At 40.5% G+C, this 18,747-nt stretch carries 13 protein-coding genes, 1 tRNA gene and 3 pseudogenes; 3 read left to right on the forward strand and 14 right to left on the reverse strand.

Translation table 11 applies throughout. The annotated features are described in order from the left end of the window. Window positions 1–482: 482 nt before the first annotated feature. The 12 genes and pseudogenes from D3222_RS19780 to D3222_RS25170 all read right to left on the reverse strand — a co-directional run bounded on the left by D3222_RS19780 (window position 483) and on the right by D3222_RS25170 (window position 12,833). Window positions 483–785 carry a Cro/Cl family transcriptional regulator gene (locus D3222_RS19780; RefSeq protein WP_118987671.1) on the reverse strand — a complete coding sequence of 101 codons (303 nt, stop codon included), beginning with the start codon at window positions 783–785 and terminating at the stop codon, window positions 483–485. An 847-nt stretch (window positions 786–1,632) separates the two neighbouring features. Beyond that, a complete protein-coding gene (locus tag D3222_RS19785; protein ID WP_118987672.1) occupies window positions 1,633–2,571 on the reverse strand; it encodes an alpha/beta hydrolase family protein in 939 nt (312 codons plus the stop codon). A 480-nt stretch (window positions 2,572–3,051) separates the two neighbouring features. Beyond that, entirely contained in the window at window positions 3,052–3,477 is a 426-nt protein-coding gene (locus D3222_RS19790) for a hypothetical protein (protein ID WP_118987673.1), read from the reverse strand. Then, window positions 3,474–5,333: a DEAD/DEAH box helicase gene (locus tag D3222_RS19795; RefSeq protein WP_118987674.1), complete on the reverse strand. Its 1,860-nt coding sequence runs from the start codon at window positions 5,331–5,333 to the stop codon at window positions 3,474–3,476. The genes D3222_RS19790 and D3222_RS19795 overlap by 4 nt, the downstream gene beginning before the upstream one ends. A gap of 390 nt (window positions 5,334–5,723) precedes the next feature. Continuing rightward, window positions 5,724–6,317 (reverse strand): hypothetical protein, encoded by a 594-nt coding sequence (locus tag D3222_RS19800; protein ID WP_118987675.1) that lies wholly within the window; start codon window positions 6,315–6,317, stop codon window positions 5,724–5,726. 462 nt (window positions 6,318–6,779) lie between these two features. Next, window positions 6,780–6,947: pseudogene (locus tag D3222_RS19805) on the reverse strand (transposase); the annotation flags it as partial. A gap of 69 nt (window positions 6,948–7,016) precedes the next feature. Then, a pseudogene (locus D3222_RS19810) lies at window positions 7,017–7,294 on the reverse strand (DUF932 domain-containing protein); the annotation flags it as partial. 95 nt (window positions 7,295–7,389) lie between these two features. Beyond that, window positions 7,390–7,554, reverse strand: a complete 165-nt coding sequence (locus D3222_RS25165; protein ID WP_157975377.1) for a hypothetical protein — start codon at window positions 7,552–7,554, stop codon at window positions 7,390–7,392. A gap of 256 nt (window positions 7,555–7,810) precedes the next feature. Next, on the reverse strand, window positions 7,811–11,044 hold the full coding sequence (locus D3222_RS19815) for a DEAD/DEAH box helicase (protein ID WP_118987676.1): 3,234 nt from the start codon (window positions 11,042–11,044) through the stop codon (window positions 7,811–7,813). Continuing rightward, window positions 11,041–11,844, reverse strand: coding sequence for a hypothetical protein (locus D3222_RS19820; RefSeq protein WP_118987677.1), 804 nt, complete (start codon window positions 11,842–11,844; stop codon window positions 11,041–11,043). Before D3222_RS19820 ends, D3222_RS19815 begins: the two co-directional genes overlap by 4 nt. Window positions 11,845–12,313: 469 nt before the next feature. Then, window positions 12,314–12,616, reverse strand: a pseudogene (locus tag D3222_RS19825) (tyrosine-type recombinase/integrase); the annotation flags it as partial. A gap of 122 nt (window positions 12,617–12,738) precedes the next feature. Beyond that, window positions 12,739–12,833: transfer RNA gene (locus D3222_RS25170), tRNA-Sec, on the reverse strand. A 237-nt stretch (window positions 12,834–13,070) separates the two neighbouring features. On the opposite strand from D3222_RS25170, the gene prlC reads away from it, so the two are divergent. Next, window positions 13,071–15,113, forward strand: coding sequence for an oligopeptidase A (prlC, locus tag D3222_RS19830; protein WP_118987678.1), 2,043 nt, complete (start codon window positions 13,071–13,073; stop codon window positions 15,111–15,113). Between the two features lie 5 nt (window positions 15,114–15,118). Then, on the forward strand, window positions 15,119–15,862 hold the full coding sequence (gene rsmJ / locus D3222_RS19835; RefSeq protein ID WP_304598678.1) for a 16S rRNA (guanine(1516)-N(2))-methyltransferase RsmJ: 744 nt from the start codon (window positions 15,119–15,121) through the stop codon (window positions 15,860–15,862). Between the two features lie 37 nt (window positions 15,863–15,899). On the opposite strand, the gene gdhA is transcribed toward rsmJ, so the two are convergent. Together gdhA and uspA are read right to left on the reverse strand one after the other, a co-directional pair. Next, a complete protein-coding gene (gene gdhA, locus D3222_RS19840; protein ID WP_118987680.1) occupies window positions 15,900–17,243 on the reverse strand; it encodes an NADP-specific glutamate dehydrogenase in 1,344 nt (447 codons plus the stop codon). A 261-nt stretch (window positions 17,244–17,504) separates the two neighbouring features. After that, window positions 17,505–17,936: a universal stress protein UspA gene (gene uspA, locus D3222_RS19850; protein WP_118987682.1), complete on the reverse strand. Its 432-nt coding sequence runs from the start codon at window positions 17,934–17,936 to the stop codon at window positions 17,505–17,507. Between the two features lie 461 nt (window positions 17,937–18,397). Here uspA and uspB point away from each other — a divergent pair, with 461 nt between their 5' ends. After that, window positions 18,398–18,733, forward strand: coding sequence for a universal stress protein UspB (gene uspB / locus D3222_RS19855; RefSeq protein WP_036812627.1), 336 nt, complete (start codon window positions 18,398–18,400; stop codon window positions 18,731–18,733). Window positions 18,734–18,747 lie beyond the last annotated feature (14 nt).

The following is an 18,747-nucleotide window of genomic DNA, read 5'->3' on the forward strand; positions in this document are numbered from 1 at the left end:
AATATACAAAACAACTTGATAGTTTCACCGTAATTTTATAACGCTAAAATAAGAATATAAATTTGTCTGCGAGTAATAATATATGGACATTTAAATTTGTAAAGAAATTAAATTTAAGCATTGTAAAATAGAGTTAATGTGATTGTTTGCTATATCATTATTAATTTATAAATATTAACACAGATAAATAAATAAAGCTTTATTTATAATAACATTACTTTTTTAATTCTATGATAATGCACTCCAATATAGACACAGGCAGAACAGTAATATTACCATTCCGCCTGTAGTTAAGTATATTTAATAGAAAATACATTTAGGATTTAAATAAAACCAGTTTCATTATACAAATAAATATTACATTTAATTTCAATTAGTAACAATACGGTATTTGATAACTGATTATATTGCTAAAATCAAATCCGGTTATTCTAAGAAATATTTTACTTCACACACTCATTTAGAAATTTAACAAATACCTCTTAAATTTCAACACCTACTATATATTTCATTTTAGTAAGATGACTTTTTGCAATTTTCACTTTTACATCTAATTTTTCATGAAGAACACGTAAAAGAGAAAGATAGAGCAACACAATCTTGTCTTTATCTTTATCATCGACTAGTAATAGATGAAAATCATCAACTACGCCTAAAATATTCAGACTAACGATAACTGAGCTGGGTGACAGAATATCAATATTGACCTTCTCTACTTTACCCACTCTAAGCTCATCATCTACAATCAGCTCTTCATTTAACAAAACATCTTTCTTAATTATCATAACATAAACTCCAAAATTTAATCTAACTAATTGATAAATAACTTATATCACTCAAGAATACGTACAATAAGCCATTTATCTTGCCCATATAAAATTGTAACCATTTTCACTAGAAAACAAGGTGTTTATCAGGAATTTATCCAGCATTTAGATAATATATACAGCATTTTTGATGCCATATTGACGCTTTATCTAATACATATAACTATAGATGCCATTAATGCATTGTCAATAAAATAAAAAAATAAATTTAATTAATTTAAAATCAATATTTTATTACCCAATAAAAAATAAAAAAGATATTGCATCCTGCAATGAACAGGATATTTCAGCAATTTTTTCAATCTAATATAATGACAGAGATAAATGATAATAATAAATAAACAGCTATTTCCCTCTACTCTACAAAAGCTAAAATCGAGAACATCATCTCAGAAACAACAAATAATTCATAACGTTTTAATACTATATTTTATAGGAATAAAAAGCGGTATATTAATCAAGTGGTGATTTATAAGCAGCATTATAATATCATTCTATTTTTCTATTATAACAACAAGAATACAGAATAAATCTCAAGCAATTATCTTGTTATTAAATTGACTACAAGACATTAATTATCACTTTATTATTTATATATTTTTATTGCAAAATTAAATATAATCATCCTCAGTGAAACAGGTTTACTTTAATCAAAGTAAATATGAAGTTAATAACAATCACTATGCCGAAATAATATTAAAAAAACGTGGTATCAATGCTGATTATACCACGCCTTTATTACCAAACTATATCATTCCCCAATATGGAAAAACAGACAAATTAATACCATTTAAATGACAGACTCTTATCCATAATCCCTGGATAACCAATTCTTTATATCCTCAACAATAGGCGTAATCTGCAAAACACCTTCACTATTCCTAAATCTATGACTTAGACCTGGGTATTGATAAAAGGTAATATTATCTTTCTTTAATTGTTCTTCCATTTTTATCGCTGAACTAGGACTGACTGAATTATCATTTAGTGTTTGAATAATCAAGATAGGTCTTTTAGACTGACTTAACACCTTATATTGATCAATACCGAGTGCAACTCTCCACCAATTAGCACCGTGATTACTCATCTCTATATGAATCATATGATTCCCAGCACTTATTTTCTGCTGAAAATCCCTAAATCCTTTAATTGCTTCATCGATATGCTCTGGTGGCACTTCACTCCTCATACTATGAATAACATCATCAGCGAAATACCGACCTCCACCATTCAGTGACACGGTTCTATCAATATAATTGACTTGTGATGTAATCAAATTGGCAACTATTGCCCCTTCACTGCCACCCAAAATAATGATCTTGTTATATTTATCCTGATGTTTCAAATCACTAATGATCTGAATATAATCCTTGACCCGCTGTTCTGGCGTATCCGATCTAATATAAGCCTTAGGACAATCTGAACGTTCAACAGCGTCAGACCAAGGGAGTGATGCATTAATGCCATATTTTTCCACGGTCAGAACATCACTATCAGGATAAATATCACTGAATGTGTCATTCACAAACTTATTATTAGCGATACTATTACAATCAGAACCTTGTATCAGCACCAACAAATTCTTACCACCTCTTTGTTTAAGATAGTAAGTTATTTCACTACTATCATGGCGGAAAAACTGTTTATGCGTATTTGTATTTGAGTAAGCGAAACCTATATAATATGAAAAAAGCAGAACAGATGTCAGAATTTTCTGTCGTAAAATAGCATGATATGCTTTCATTAACTCCTCCTTTAACTGATATATATAAAGACCACAAATTGACGATATTGTTCCTGTCAGAAGGGTTTTTAAAATTTAAAAGCAAGGTTCAGAGTTTTTTTATCCAAAGTGCTAACTATAATCACTAAACAACCATACATTTGGAGAGAAGAAATGAAAACGGCTTTATCCATAAAACTCTATTAGCCGCGCATTTCTGGCGACAAGAATCAAGTGCAGGGTATTGATGTTGTTGTTAGTTTTCATTTATTTAGCTGGTATGGTGTATCGCTACTATTAAACGATTAACCTTGAAAGTAATTTTTTGCGTGTATAGAAATTCCACGATAGGGCTTTCGAGGTTTTTAAAAAATCAAAATATCGTAATACTTACTCATCTCCTTCTTTGGATAACTTATTAGATTTATAAAATCTCCTAAATATAATGTCGATAATCTTGTCTATAAAATAAGGAGGGTTTTCCTCCTTATCAATGCATATTTAGCAAACGAGTTTTAGCTTAGGGTAAACAACACTTCGAAACTCAGCCGGAATCTTTTCCTTAATATCTGCTAAAATTCTGTTATCTGCTCCAATAACCTCTACAAGCTCATTAATAATAGAGTCTAACTTCTCAGCTCTATCCCATTGAACTTTATAAGCTCCCGCATTTATCTTTTGCTCCACTCTCTGTAATTGTCTATTTTCTTTATATACATATTTCATTTTAATAATATTCACCTCGTTATCTATATTTTCTTTATAGGTGATAATCATATGAATATCATTAGATTCCTTTATGGTTTCAATGCTATCGTATTCACTCTCAAAAATAGCTGTTATGAGCTCATCGGGTTGAACACCTTTCACTAAACAAAAGGCTACCATTCTTTCTATAATCTCGTTTACTTTTAATAAGTCTATCATCGTATCATCCTCTTAACTTCCTCAAGTATCCCCGCTATTGCATCTATTGATTTTAGCAATGTTTTATTATCCCTATCCTTAACCGCACCATATATCCTGGATAATTTACTATTAATGAAGCGAACAACAATACCATCATTAACATCCGTTGTCTTTAGATTAAGAATATAGCGATTAAAAACATGGTAAAGCTCAGAACCTTTTTCATCAATACCATTTTCAATCAAAAGATTAGCAACCTCATCCTGTATTCGTGTACTCAATATTTGTCGTATCATTTTTCTCGCTTGTGCAGGCCGCTTCTCTATCAACTCAGGGTCTATCAATTTAGCAGCTTTACGAGTTTCTTCTTCCGCAAGAGAATCTTTCAATTTTTCAAGTACATTGGGAGGTATTTCCACCCCTGATTGAATAATTTTATTTATATTTTCAGATACTGACTCATTTATCTCTGCTCTCTTCCTCTCAAATAATTCATTAAAATCTATATCATCGAGATACGAATCTTTATCACTAACAAAAGCACCTTCACTATTCACATTAGCTAACAAATTTTCTCTCTCAATATATTCCCTATCACTGAATGTATATTCTCGGACACTCCTTCTTTTAGCTCTATCAATTTCCTTTTGAAATGCATTCCACATTGTGTTCAACCCAATTTCTTCGTGAAATATTACTAATCCATTATTATCAATTTCAAAGGCTTTTATTTCATCATCAGGTATTGCACGTAATATCCTACCAACCACTTGTGCAAACGCATTAAGACTTCTATATGGTCTGAATATAGCCAGAATACTTAAGTACTTATGATCATAACCTTCCATCAGCATATTAACTGAAATTATAACATCACATTGATGATTTTCAATATTTCTAAAAGCAACACGCAATTCATCAGAAGCCATTTCACTATGAACAATAATAGAATTTAATCCCTCTTCTTTATACCAATGACATAAATCTTCTGCATGAGAAATACTACAACCTACAGCCAATATTTTATGGGGTACTTTGCTAGATAATTTTTTTAACTCATTTAATTTTGATATGCTATATTCAATAACATCTTTTGAGCATTCCTCCGATAGAGCAACGCTTTTCTCTATCCACTCTTTATCTTTAAATGCTAACACTTCTTCCTTTGATAATTTAACTTCCTCATCTTCTTTTATAGAAAAATACAGCTCATGAGCATTAACCGTTTCTTTTCTTAGCCATTTCACATACTTATTTTTCATAACCTCTGAAAGAGGAGTTTCATGTATTTTTTCTCCAGGAATTTCTTGGTTATCACCTCGATATGGCGTTCCTGTAACATGAAGTATTTTAGCTTCGCGGAAATATCCTAAAACCGCACGCCAACTCTGTGCAGGGGCATGGTGAGCTTCATCAATAATAATAAAATCAAAAAAATCCGGCGGAACTCTACTTATTAGGCTTGTCTCACGCTTACTCGATACTCGATGTATATTAGAGTAAATAATATGACTGGCAAACAAATGCTCATCACTGATATCTTGAAGATATTCATTCACCACAGGAATATCTTTACTATTAAATATAACATCACAATTCACCCAAAAATTGTCCTCTAACACTTCTTGCGTTTTTCGTATACTATCTTTAGTAACAAGTCCAGGGGTTATAATGAGAACTCTTTTATTTGATACTCCATATGGTGCAATAGAAATCAAACCACTCTTCCCTGTACCTGTAGGTAGTACTACTAATGCTTCTTTATTATCTGGTTGACTAAAATAGTCTCTAATTTTGATGTATGCCTCAATTTGAGGCGTTCTTAATTTCTTATTTCCCTCAATATTAACTGCTGTATCAAAAAAATAAGACATACATATTCCCTTTATTCCAATAATTTTTCCTTTTATTATCGATACTATTTCAATCAGCACCAACAAATTCTTACCACCTCTTTGTTTAAGATAGTAAGTTATTTCACTACCATCATGGCGGAAAAACTGTTTATGCGTATTTGTATTTGAGTAAGCGAAACCTATATAATATGAAAAAAGCAGAACAGAAAGATTATTGCCACTTTGTCCGCCTCAGCTTTTATAGATAGAAGGGTATCTTTGACTTCGTTTAGCGATAAGTCCGTATTTACAAGGTTGATCAAAGCTGAAAATAAAATAAGGATATTATTATGACTATTGCTGCCGGGATTGATATCGCTAAATATAAAACGGACTCGCCTTTAGGTAAGTCCGTATGGAATTGTTGAATCAATTACTGGCACCTATCTGTTTCATAAGCACGCCCTCGTCCCAGAACAGATACTCTTCATCCATAACGACTCCTTCAAATCCTTTAGCTTTGACTTTGCTCCAGTGCCCAAGTGTTGCCATAGGGAGGTGATACGACTTACCTGTAGGTTTGATAACCTTACCACCATCCAGAACCATAGGTTTCGTAAATGTTCCATCAGTAAATCCCGTTACCGCAGTCCATTCCCCATCATTTGTACCAAACCGCACCGGGTGCTCTGTGATTCGGTTGTCAGGGGCAAATGTCCACATATACTTCAGATCCTCAATGTGCTGTTGAATCCCCTTGGTAGTATGACCATCAGGATAGTGAACAAGAATGTCCATGGCATGGCTCTTATGTAGCTCCCACCATTTTTGGTTTGTATAAACTTTGAAATCAAGGTCGTCAAAGTTAGCCAGATTCTTTGCCAGAACTGCGGACATACCTTTGACTTTAGGTGCGGGTTGGTTTACTTTCGTGCCGGGCCAATTGTTCTGCACCGCAAACGCTATTGGGCTGGCAGTAAATAGTAAAAGTGTGAATAACGATAACCTCTTGAGACTTTTCATGGTCTTTCCTCTTTGTTAGTGCTAAAAGAACTAAAAGATTGTTCTATAGCGAATTAAGTACTGTTGGGCCCCCTTACATTGGATAGATTAAAAATGATAGTTCATCAGTTTGCTTGACCTTGATTAGATGGAGAAGAACTCTCCAAAACAACACGGTTTCATAAAGAGCAAATGACTAAACTGACTCACACACCGGATAACTATCGTATAGAAAGTCATCAAGTCCTCCGGATACTACGCCTAATAGAAAAGCATGTAAATAGTCACAACAAGTAATTATAACGATCAAAAACAAACCAATGTCGATTGGCCGTTTCGACATCAAAATCGATTTCCATCAGTTTCAGGCAGGTATCACACAAAGGAGCGGTGAGATCATTCTATCTTCATGACTTCAACAGGCGCTTTCTAACGTAATTTTTGTCGTATCTGCGGTTATGTGCGGCTATTGTCCCATGGATAGGTTCGCAGGTAGGTGTCGCCACGTTTACTTATCCCGTGCAGGTGAACCTTATCGCCAGACCCGATTTGTTTCGGGGCCAGACCGGCGAGCTCCCGTCCAGATTTAAACGCTGACACTTCTCTCATCGTGGAAACGGCAGTGGTGGCGGTAAACTGCTCACTGGACGGCTGTTTTAGAAACCTTTCCAACAGACGCAGGGCACTCTGAACAGTGCTTAGTGATGCTGAGATATTCATAGAAGCAATCTGTAGCATCTCTTCCGCCATCACCCACAGGGCTCGGTTCAGCTTCACATCACTGTCAATTCCCCAGATGGCGCGGGTACGTGTACGTTTCCCCTGCTTATTACGGCCCGTCAGGCCGCCTTTAATCAGGTTCCCCTAGATGCGCCGATAGGTCGTCCAAAAGTCATTGTCTCCATCCTGCCAGCGGCGGAGAACCAGTAACTGCGATTCTGTAACAGTCTGGTGTTCTTCACCAAACGGTACATCAGCGTCGCTTTCGCGAATGCCTGTTACGCGGGTCCATTACTGAGAACTCCAAGACGTACAGTTTGTTGCCGGGAATTACCGGGTCACTGATATCCTTTAACTGTTTGGTCGTTTCCCATTACACATCCTGGGGAACCCCTTCATCCAGCATGGCATCGTAGATTTTCTCTGCTGTCGTCACTGCTGCTTGCTGGTCATATGGGTTGATTGCAGCCAGTGATACTGTTGAAACCATAAGGCCAACCATCAGTATAACTCCTGCCAGAATTATTTTTGCCATCATCAAACTCTTTCCTGATTCAGGTTTCAGTGAGGTAATCCGGTACCAAGTTTAGCATCACCGCTGTAATGGAAACTGGTGACTGGTGGATTTTTATCCAGTTGTTTCTCGTATTCTGTTTGCGGAGATGCGGTCTTATTTTTCTTGTGACCTCTTTACTTACTGTCTGCGCAAACTGGCAATTACACTGTGAACCAAACTCGTGCTAATCTGCGAGAGTTTTACAATTGGCGGCGCTTAGGCCTTAGAACACTTCAATTTATACTCCTGATAGCTGTTTCCAAATTTTTCTATAGTCATCCCCTGACATTGCCGAATCTGCTGGGCGAAGCCTAGACCAGGCTTCAGGACTTAATGAACTTAGGTAGTCTCTAGCAATGGAAGGGGCTAAGGAAGCCTCAACTTCTCCACGATACCGTTTAAAGTCTGCACCCAAGTTTTCCGCAATGCTCCTAGGAACGGAATTCATTCTCATAAGCACACCTTCCTCAGTTCTGACTCCGTGATAAAGCATAGCTGGAAGGTTATTCAAAGTTCTAAGGTCATCTCCTGTTAAGTTATCAAAATCAATGCCTGCCGTTGGCATTTTGCTCAATGCTGACAAACCCCAAGCACCATTATTTGCAAGGTCTCTATATACCGCCCGGCATGCATTAGATAAATTGCTAGTGAAATCCCGCTCATCAAAGAATCGATTGGCAATTTCTTCAAGCGAGGCACCATCAACCCATGCTTGGGTAATATCAGCAAGTCTTTGATATCCTAAACCATTTCCACCGAGTTCACTCAAACTTTTCTGAAGCTGAGGTACACGCATCATAACTCCCATCAAATCAGGCAGAGCAGAGCGACCACCTTCATTTCCAAATAAGCTATTAGGGTGCCAATCTTCTATTGTTAATCTATTTTCGAGTTTCGTTAGTTCTAGCAAAGCTGTACGCACTCCTTCGGGTGAAAACCCCGTGGAGTCTGCCAAAGCCGCATTTTCAGGATGCGCAGCTATTTGCCTAACATATCCTCGCGTAGCTTCCAGCAAGGCATCTGCTTGTTGTTGAGATTGTGGGTCCGGTTTTGCTCTCAACACACTGAAACCATAGGTATTCCTGAGAAATTGTTCAGCCTCAGCAATAACCTCATCAAGATTACGCTTTTCATTCCACATGTGCGCAATATAACTACGAAAATCAGCCCACTGTTCTTGGTGAATCACCGCAGAGAGGCCTTGTAGTTCACCAACAGAATCTAACTCTTCAAGCATACTTACGAGGCGTGAGAGTAATTCACCTGTAGCATCGCTGACAAATTGCCTTATTTCATTTGGGTCATTGCCAGCAGCAATACCAACAACTCCTACACTGTCATGACCAATACGACCTGCACGACCCGCAAGGTTCCAAAACTCACGGGGGGACATTTTTATTCCATAAGGATATTTAGGGCTTGCGAGGAAAACCGAAGACACAGGGAAGTTTAAGCCTTGTGCAATAGTCATCGTAGCACACATAACTTTTATGTGCCCCTCTTCAGTTAACCATTCGATAAGCGCTAAAGCCTCTGCGGGTAGGCCAGCATGATGAACAACAACTCCTTTTTCTAACATCCCGATAAGTTCAAAGTCAGGACTTACCTCGGTGGATAAAAAGCGTTGTACCAGCGCGATTTCGTCTGGAATTCTATCCAACGGGTCCATTTCATTTGCAACTAATCGAGCAATAGTCCACACGTCAGGTATTTTTTGTGCAACAGCAATACTCGTACCGCGCTTGGAAAACACCTTTGCCATTGCAGCAGCTTGCTTGGATAGAGACTTCGCGGTGCTGTAATTTAAGGTACGGATTGGCCTCACACCATCCACGTCATGTATTCCATGCAAGTGCAATGTTCGTTGAGTTGTTGTTAGCGTTTCAAACGTTAATTTCCAATCACCTTGTCTACCATTTTCTACTCTCTCAACATCAAAAAGCCCGACGATTCTTTCATTAGGTTGCCAAGCAGATGTGCTAAGACTAATGCTCTTGCCTCTCCCTGATCCTAACCACTGAGCCAGTTCATTAGCGTTTGGAACGAACGGCATCAATAACAAGAAGTTAGCTCGTGAAGCCTCCTGCTTAATCGTTGCAAGTAGTAACTCTATACGCAGGCCACGCTCGTTATCTTCGATGTTATGCGCCTCATCCAATACTAACAATGCTAATGGGCGTTGAACTTTTTTATTACGGATAACCAGCTGTAGTTTTTCAGGAGTGGCGACCAATACTTGGTAAGAATCATGTCCGCCTAAGAGTGCATCTTCGAAAGAATCAACTTCAACTGCGCCACTTAGTTGCTCAACTTTGATACAAAGGGGGCTGAAGTCGGATCTCAACCTTCTTGTGATCTGAGAAACCAAAGCTCTTGTTGGGGCTACATACGCAATCCACCCGCCATCTTCAGCAAATTGATTTAGCGCTTGAAGCATTCTGAACTGAGCTAACTGAGTCTTCCCGCCAGATGTGGGCATATCAATAACTACAGCCCGACTGGCAGGGTCGAGCAAGTTCTGCTCTTGTAAAGCAGTTCTTTGTGGTGGAAGAAGTTCAAACATGCTTTTATAGCGCGTCACATGCTCAACAAACCGTGTTACTCTGGAATTGACACTATGCGCAACCCACCAAATAGAACCTTCAACCATTTTACGGCTGGAAACATGTAACCAGCGAAGCAGCATTTCTAGCTTAGTATCGCAAGAAATCTGTGCTGCTTTTAATGCGGCTTCAAAATGCTGATCAAGTTCTGGTTCTATAGCTAGTGGCTCGCCTTGCAACATATATGTTGCAAGGCGTTCGGTTGCTTTTGCCCAGTGGTACAAAGAAACCAACCGAATAGCTTCACTCTGCCTAGTTATGCCTTGGGTTTGATCTAAGAAATTTTTCTCATGACTACTTTGGTCATGCCTCAAACCTACAATAATTTCAGCAATTTGATCCAAGTCATCCCAAGAACGTTTACGTAGTAATCGCACCCATGCATCGAATAAACGATAAACAACTCGCTTGTTCCAGGCGACATCAGTAACAGAAGGAATTTGAAGATTTTGCTCATTTTCTTCAAACCAACGTCTTAAATCTGTCCAACGATCGCCTGCATAGGCTAATCCTGCGATATGAAGTACATGGAAGACCCGTTGATCTATTTTTTCAGGGATGGGTAGTATTCGCATGAGACCAAAAGCTCTATGCGCACCAGCAACTGCGGTATCTTTTTCCGATGATTCGGAAGAAGGATGCAATAAGGCCCTTAGACTCTCAATGGCAGCAAGTTCGTATGCAGACGCGGCCTGTTCAATAGCGTCATAATCAGGATGAAAATGTGTTTCGGTAAATAAATTACCTAGCGCATTTTTCACCAAGCCATATCTCGCTGAATTAAAAGCCATTTCACGTATTTTGGCATCAATAGCTTGTACAGCCCAGTGTTGGTCAACCGCCTTAAGCTGTTCAAATGATAAGGTCATACAGCCCCCTCACCATCCATTGCAGCTCGAACTCGAGCTGGCAAGTTGATTATTTCACCTACTGGAATATGTATTGCGTAAATTTTGATATCTGTTTCTTCGGGGCAGTTATCTGCAAGGGCTATTGCTTTTCCACGTATATCAGCTTGCTGTGGTGAAGTGTCTCGGACCAATACACCAAACACAGCAATATCCGCACCTCCCGATCTCAAATATCTTGTTGCCGCGCTCCGGTATTTAAACTGCCATGATCGCCCTACAGCATGACGTGCAAGATATCTCACCAAATCACCCTTCACAGATTTATTATCACGCAGGCCAAACAATTGATTGCCCAAGCTAGTCATTACACTTGGAGGGGATTTTGCATCATAGGAAGTTTTCACTTCACCAAAACTAAATCGGTAGGGTAACTCTTGGTCATCGACCCGTTGAAAACCAGTAAGATCGCAACCAGCAGGACTGGCATTCGAATTTTTCAGGTCTCGAGATGTCGGCCACGGATACTCACATTGACCACATTCTGAGACGAAAGCTTCGGCTAACGCTTCACCAATCATCCAATCTTCAAATTCGATTTCATCTACAAGCACTTGGGTTAATTCATTTTGCTCAAATTCAGTAGTTACAAGTCCTGTGAGTAGCTCAGCTATTTCATCACGACCTGAACAATCCTGTAAGATGTCTTTCACTGGGCCTGATAAGATTAGGTCTAATTGAGCATCACTATAGGAAATTCCTTGTGCAACAATAGATTCTGAACTGACGTCGTACTCTAGAGTAAAAACTGTTATAGGCATTTACAGTGGCTCCAGTTCAGTGAAATAGATCTTCGGATGCTGTAAAGTATTCCCTTTGCGTTCAATGGTGTATCCCTCTTTCTTGATTCAGTCAACCAGCGCCCCGTCTTAGCATTGAAGCGTCGTATTCACAACATGACCTCGAAGTTGGCCCCTACTGAGATTGCACAAGTGATTGGGTGATGAGCCTAATCGTACAAGTTCACAGTGTAAGCGAAGATGCCTATACGGGGCCAGAGTGGGCGATCACATCCTCAATTTAGTATTAAGTTAAATGTGCTCGCAAAGGCCATCATTGATAGTAGGAAAATTTATGCTCGTGATGATTGCATGTTCAACCAAAAAATTTAACCTTCCAAGAGGAATGCGTTTAGGCATATATAGCCCCTTCCCTGCTTGTTGTTCCATCCAGAGCAACTATTAAATCTCCATACCACTGCATCATCTCTCATCTCCCTTCCAGATATTACGCATGGTTGTATGTTCCACAGACAAGGTTCTTATCGACATGGACAAGCGGTGTCTCAATCCATGCTGAGTTAAACCCTTGTCCATTCAGAATCGTACTCATCGTGTGCCTGAAACCATGGCCCATCAGCCTTCCTTCATATCCAAACAACTCGATAACCTGATTAACTCTCTCTTTTGATATCAACTTTGTACGGTCATTTCGATCCACAAAAACCAACGGATACATCCCAGTTATGAACTTCAGTGATTCAAACAGCACCACTACTTGAGCTGACATAGGGACAATGTGTGGCCGTTTCATTTATGCCCCAGAATGCACTTGATTCTGATAGACATGAGTTGACCTCGGGAGAGCATAACCGATTGCAATTGCAGGTAGTACAAGGGATTTATTAAGTTTGGTGGAATTCAAAAGGGCTCAAATGGCGGAAGATCACAGGAGTCGAACCTGCCAGAGACCGCTGGCGGCCTCATCTGGATTTGAAGTCCAGCCGCCCCACCGGGGACGATGATCTTCCATATACATACCAAAGAATTATGAAAAGAAACTAATCATAGCGCATATTATCTGGCTTCTGAATCCGTTTGCTGAAATCATTCTCAATTTCCTAAAAAGCATTAAATTTTATTGTTCATAAGCTCAACATTCACGTTGAGTTTGTCGAATTTTACCTACATCTTATTAGCCGATACCCATTACGATACAGCATTGCTCCGCTCAGCAATGTATCCAAAACATAAACAGGACGCTTTATATGACTAATCCGTTACTCGTTCCATCAGGTTTACCAAAATTTTCTTCTATTAAACCAGAACATGTTGTTCCCGCTGTAAAAGAAGTCATTGCCAATTATCGCCAAACCGTCGAAAAAATATTGGCCGAGAATACCGTTTTTACCTGGGATAATCTGTGTCAACCACTGGCCGAAGCAGGTGATAAACAGTCCCGTGCATGGTCACCCGTCAATCATCTGAATTCGGTTAAGAACAGCCCAGAATTACGCGCCGTCTATGAAGAAAGTTTGCCATTACTGTCCGAATTCAGTACCTGGTTAGGTCAACACAAGGGACTATATCAAGCGTATAAGTCATTACGTGAAAGTGCTGAGTTTGAGAAGCTCTCTCTGCCTCAACGCAAAGTTGTCGAAAATGCACTGCGTGATTTTAAACTATCAGGTATTGGTCTGCCCGCAGAGAAGCAGAAACGTTATGGCGAGATTAGTGCGCGTTTGTCAGATTTAAGTTCGCAATTCAACAATAATGTGCTTGATGCCACTATGGGCTGGACCAAATTAATTACTGATGTGAAAGATCTGTCTGGTCTGCCTGAAAGCGCAATTGCCGCCGCTAAAGCACAAGCAGAAGCTAAAGGACAAAAAGGCTGGCTACTGACTTTAGAAGCACCAAGTTACCAACCCGTTATCACCTATGCAGATAATCGTGAACTACGTCGGGAAATTTATTACGCCTACAATACCCGCGCATCCGATCAAGGCCCAAATGCAGGTAAATGGGATAACAGCGACGTGATAGCCGAAATCCTTGCGCTGCGTCACGAACAGGCACAATTGCTCGGTTTCAAAAATTATTCTGAACAATCCCTTGCAACCAAGATGGCAAAAACCCCGAAGGAAGTATTGGATTTTCTGAATGATTTGACAAAACGGGCGCATCCACAGGGCGAAGAAGAAGTAGATGAATTAAAAGGTTTTGCTAAATGGCATCATTGTGCCCACAAGCTGGAAGCTTGGGATATGACTTATTATGGCGAGAAACAAAAACAGTATGAGTTCTCTATCAATGATGAGCAGTTACGTCCTTATTTCCCTGAACAAAAGGCTGTTGAAGGGCTATTCGAAGTTGTTCGCCGTATCTATGGTATTACTGCCAAAGAGCGCCATGATGTAGAAACCTGGTATCCAGATGTCCGTTTCTTTGATCTGTACGATGACACAAATGAGCTGCGCGGTAGCTTCTATATGGATCTGTACGCACGCGAGAATAAACGTGGTGGCGCCTGGATGGATGAGTGTATCGGCAGAATGCGTCGTTCCAACGGCGAACTGCAAAAGCCTGTCGCTTATCTGAACTGCAACTTCAACAAACCTGTTGGCGATAAGCCAGCGCTGTTCACCCACAATGAAGTTAACACGCTGTTCCACGAGTTCGGTCACTGTCTACATCATATGCTGACCCAGATCGAAACTCCCGGTGTTTCCGGTATTGGCGGTGTACCTTGGGATGCAGTCGAAATGCCAAGCCAGTTCATGGAGAACTGGTGTTGGGAACCAGAAGCACTGGCATTTATCTCTGGTCACTACGAAACTCAAGAGCCTCTACCACAATCCATGTTGGATAATCTTTTGGCAGCGAAAAACTATCAGGCGGCTATGCGGATCTTGCGTCAACTTGAGTTTGGTCAGTTCGATTTCCGTCTGCATGTTGAGTATGATCCAAAGAAAGGTGCTCAGACCATGAAGACCTTAAAAGAAGTGAAAAAATTGGTCTCGGTAGTGCCTTCACCTGAATGGGGCCGTTTCCCTCATTCATTCACCCACGTCTTCTCCGGTGGTTATGCCGCGGGTTACTATAGTTATTTATGGGCTGATGTGCTGGCAGCCGATGCTTACTCCCGTTTCGAGGAAGAAGGCATTTTTAACCGCGAAACCGGGCAATCTTTCCTTGATAATATTTTGTCCCGTGGGGGTTCCGAAGAGCCAATGGAGCTGTTCAAACGTTTCCGGGGCCGTGAACCAAAACTGGATGCAATGCTGCGCAAGGCCGGTATCAAAGGATAATTAAGGTGGGCATCTGTTTAATTTGTGAACAAGGCGCTGATAACAGCGCCTTATCTCAACGGGTAGAGCGCTGGGGGTTGGTGCATGACGAAAACGCTATTATGGCGTTGGTCCTTACCCCTCAACGCCTTGAACTTCGCAAACGGGATGAGCCAAAGCTAGGCGGCATCTATGTCGATTTTATATCAGGTACGATGGCCCATCGCCGCCGCTTTGGCGGCGGACGCGGTGAAGCAGTCGCTAAGGCCATAGGGATCAAAAAAGATTATCTGCCAACAGTCGTGGATGCTACCGCAGGCTTGGGACGCGATGCCTTTGTGCTGGCATCACTGGGTTGCCATGTAAGAATGCTGGAACGCCATCCTGTGGTCGCGGCATTGTTGGATGATGGGCTGCAACGAGGTTATCAGGATGAAGAAATGGGTGGCTGGTTGCAAGAGCGCATGACACTGCTCCATGCCTCTAGCATTACAACACTGGCCGATATTACGCCACGGCCCGATGTTGTTTATCTTGATCCTATGTATCCACATAGGCAGAAAAGTGCACTGGTGAAAAAAGAGATGCGGGTGTTCCAATCTCTGGTTGGCGCTGATGAAGATGCTGATAGTTTGCTATCCCCTGCACGCGCTTTGGCAAAACGCCGCGTCGTGGTAAAGCGGCCTGATTATGCAGAACCCTTAGCTGGTGTCGCTGCATCAGCAGCTATCACCACGAAAAACCACCGTTTTGACATTTATCCTTGTTAAAAAAATCAGCCGTATATTGCGGCTGATATCTTTTAACCTACAGAATACCTTGAGCAAGCATCGCGTCGGCAACTTTCACAAATCCAGCAATATTCGCACCCTGAACATAATTGGTCTGTTTGCCCTCACCACCATACTCAACACAGGCGTGGTGAATATCTAGCATGATGTGATGCAAACGTGCATCCACTTTTTCAGCCTTCCAGCCTAAACGGGCCGCATTTTGTGCCATTTCCAGACCAGATGTTGCCACACCACCAGCATTAGCGGCTTTACCCGGTGCAAATAGCACACCTGCTTCAATAAAGGCTTCAGTCGCTGAAATAGTTGCTGGCATATTCGCCCCTTCAGCAACAGCTTTAACGCCATTCTTGATAAGAACCTTAGCCGCATCCAAATCCAGCTCATTCTGGGTGGCACATGGCAAAGCGATATCAACCGGCACAGACCACGGTTGTAACCCTTTCAAGAAAGTCAGACCCCTATCTCTGGCATATTCTTCCACACGACCATAGCGTTGGTTTTTTATCTCTTCAAGATGAGCCAGCTTCTCCGGTGTGAAACCCTCCTCATCAACTAAGGTACCGCCGGAATCAGAAGCGGTTACCACTTTCGCTCCCAATGCCATGCATTTTTCAATCGTATATTGCGCGACATTACCTGCACCGGAAACCGATACACGCATACCTTCAAAGCCCATGCCATGACGTTTTAACATGGCATTGACGAAATAGACCAGACCATAACCGGTTGCTTCCGGGCGAATCAAGCTACCGCCAAAAGAGAGACCTTTGCCTGTAAATACACAAGCCGTGTTATTAGAAAGCTTTTTCATCATTCCTGACATAAAAGCCACTTCTCGGCCCCCCACACCAATATCACCGGCGGGAACATCGGTATCTGGCCCCAAATGGCGGTACAATTCTGTCATTAATGCCTGACAAAAACGCATCACTTCGCCCTGGCTTTTTCCTTTAGGATCAAAATCCGAACCGCCTTTACCACCACCCATTGGTAAGGTTGTCAGTGCATTTTTCAAGGTTTGCTCAAAACCCAGGAATTTCAGAATAGAGAGGTTCACTGATGGATGAAAACGCATACCACCTTTATATGGCCCAATGGCTGAGTTGAACTGCACTCGCCATGCACGGTTTACCTGAACTTTACCTTGATCATCCACCCAACAAACCCGGAACTGGATAACCCTTTCTGGCTCTACCATACGCTCCAGTAAGCTGTGTTCGCGGTATTTCTGGTTCTGTTCAAGAAACGGCCAAAGAGAGGTGAATACTTCCCTAACAGCCTGGAGATATTCTGGTTGATATTCATCCCTGCGTTGAATCGATCCAAGAAATGAAGACAAAGATAGTAAACAGCTCATTTAGTTATTCCTTATTGCTACTTCGGTTGTCATGGAGCCCCAATCATTTTCTAATAATTATTTTTGTCGAAAATGTGAGGTAAGTTGTGTTTGCCCTTTGAATATATCACTGTTCTATATTCATCTTTCAAGAAGTTTTTTTGCAGAAAGGTAAAAAAAATTACTTGATTGCACCGGGCATAAACCAAACAGCACTCCATTTCACCCAAAAAAACGCCTGCATAAGCAGGCGATTTTATCGAATAACTTTTCAATCTGTTGTCATTCATCATCACGCAGAGGAACAATCAGCATATCAACATGCACCGTGTTAATTAACTGACGAGCAGAAGACATCAATTTGCTCCAGAAATCCTGATGATGGCCACAAACAACCATATCTATGTCATATTTCTTAATTGCATCAACGAGTACTTGCCCCAGATCACCACTACCACTCAGGGTCTCCTGAATGTCATAGTTTGAATCCGCGGAGAGAGCTTTCAGCGCACTGCGGGTCTCGTCAGTAATACGTTGCTGCATATCACCGAGATTAACATCAATCAAACCGGTGTAGAGATCGGAATAGTTAACATCAACATGGATCAGGGAAACTTTGGCATTGTACGGTTTTGCCATAGAAACAGCTTTTTTCACCAAAACCTGACTTTCTGGGGATAAATCAACCGCAACAAGAATATGTTTGTAGGTCATAAGCGAACTCCTTCCATAATGCCGAGTTAGTGAGTTGGCAGGGCAAATTGCCACTATCCTGTGTTTATTACTATCTAGAATGTGCTTCAAATATTGTTTCGATCACAGCTCGTCGTACTTAGCGGCTGAGCAAAGAACATCCACCAAACAACATATACCACAATTGCTCTTCCTGCTACTTGATGGATAGCAAAATCCTGCGCTGAATTTATGGTCTTTATTGATACCCAATATATTTACGTGAACAGCTAACCAATCTCTCTAAGGTTGCATGGTTGGATAGAACTGACTAGACGGGTGTTTATGACGTTTTTCTGCTAGTTTTGTCCCAACTTACACAGAACAGGTTTTTTGTACTATCTAGCTATCTTTCCTACAATAAATATAACAGTGTCACCACCTGCAATTTTGATTTTTTCTTTTTTGTGACAGCTCTAGCTAACCATTCTAAGGAGGGGATTATGTTCAGTACAATCGCACTGTTTTGGGCACTGTGTCTTGTCTGCATTATCAATATGATGCGCTACTTCTCTTCACTACGAGCATTGCTGTCCATTCTTCGTCAGTCTGACCCCTTGCTTTATCAATCAGTAGACGGTAACGGCTTTTTCACTACTCATGGGCAACTTAATAAGCAAATACGGCTAGTGAACTATATCAATTCACAACGTTACCTTGATCATCATGATCCAGAAGTTGTTCTTCGTTGTGAAAGGTTGAGAAGACAATTTATTTTGACCAGTGCACTGAGTGGATTAGTTGTTATTTGCCTGATTTCTATGTTGATTTGGTATTAAATAAAAAGGCGGTA

The organism is Photorhabdus sp. CRCIA-P01, assembly GCF_003545805.1.
In the GTDB taxonomy this organism is placed as follows: domain Bacteria; phylum Pseudomonadota; class Gammaproteobacteria; order Enterobacterales; family Enterobacteriaceae; genus Photorhabdus; species Photorhabdus antumapuensis.

Bases quoted from the DNA above. Each gene is read 5' to 3' on its own strand.
- D3222_RS19780 (WP_118987671.1), bottom strand. From the start codon at position 785: ATGATAATTAAGAAAGATGTTTTGTTAAATGAAGAGCTGATTGTAGAT.
- D3222_RS19785 (WP_118987672.1), bottom strand. From the start codon at position 2,571: ATGAAAGCATATCATGCTATTTTACGACAGAAAATTCTGACATCTGTT.
- D3222_RS19790 (WP_118987673.1), bottom strand. From the start codon at position 3,477: ATGATAGACTTATTAAAAGTAAACGAGATTATAGAAAGAATGGTAGCC.
- D3222_RS19795 (WP_118987674.1), bottom strand. From the start codon at position 5,333: ATGTCTTATTTTTTTGATACAGCAGTTAATATTGAGGGAAATAAGAAA.
- D3222_RS19800 (WP_118987675.1), bottom strand. From the start codon at position 6,317: ATGAAAAGTCTCAAGAGGTTATCGTTATTCACACTTTTACTATTTACT.
- D3222_RS25165 (WP_157975377.1), bottom strand. From the start codon at position 7,554: ATGATGGCAAAAATAATTCTGGCAGGAGTTATACTGATGGTTGGCCTT.
- D3222_RS19815 (WP_118987676.1), bottom strand. From the start codon at position 11,044: ATGACCTTATCATTTGAACAGCTTAAGGCGGTTGACCAACACTGGGCT.
- D3222_RS19820 (WP_118987677.1), bottom strand. From the start codon at position 11,844: ATGCCTATAACAGTTTTTACTCTAGAGTACGACGTCAGTTCAGAATCT.
- prlC (WP_118987678.1), top strand. From the start codon at position 13,071: ATGACTAATCCGTTACTCGTTCCATCAGGTTTACCAAAATTTTCTTCT.
- gdhA (WP_118987680.1), bottom strand. From the start codon at position 17,243: ATGAGCTGTTTACTATCTTTGTCTTCATTTCTTGGATCGATTCAACGC.
- uspA (WP_118987682.1), bottom strand. From the start codon at position 17,936: ATGACCTACAAACATATTCTTGTTGCGGTTGATTTATCCCCAGAAAGT.
- uspB (WP_036812627.1), top strand. From the start codon at position 18,398: ATGTTCAGTACAATCGCACTGTTTTGGGCACTGTGTCTTGTCTGCATT.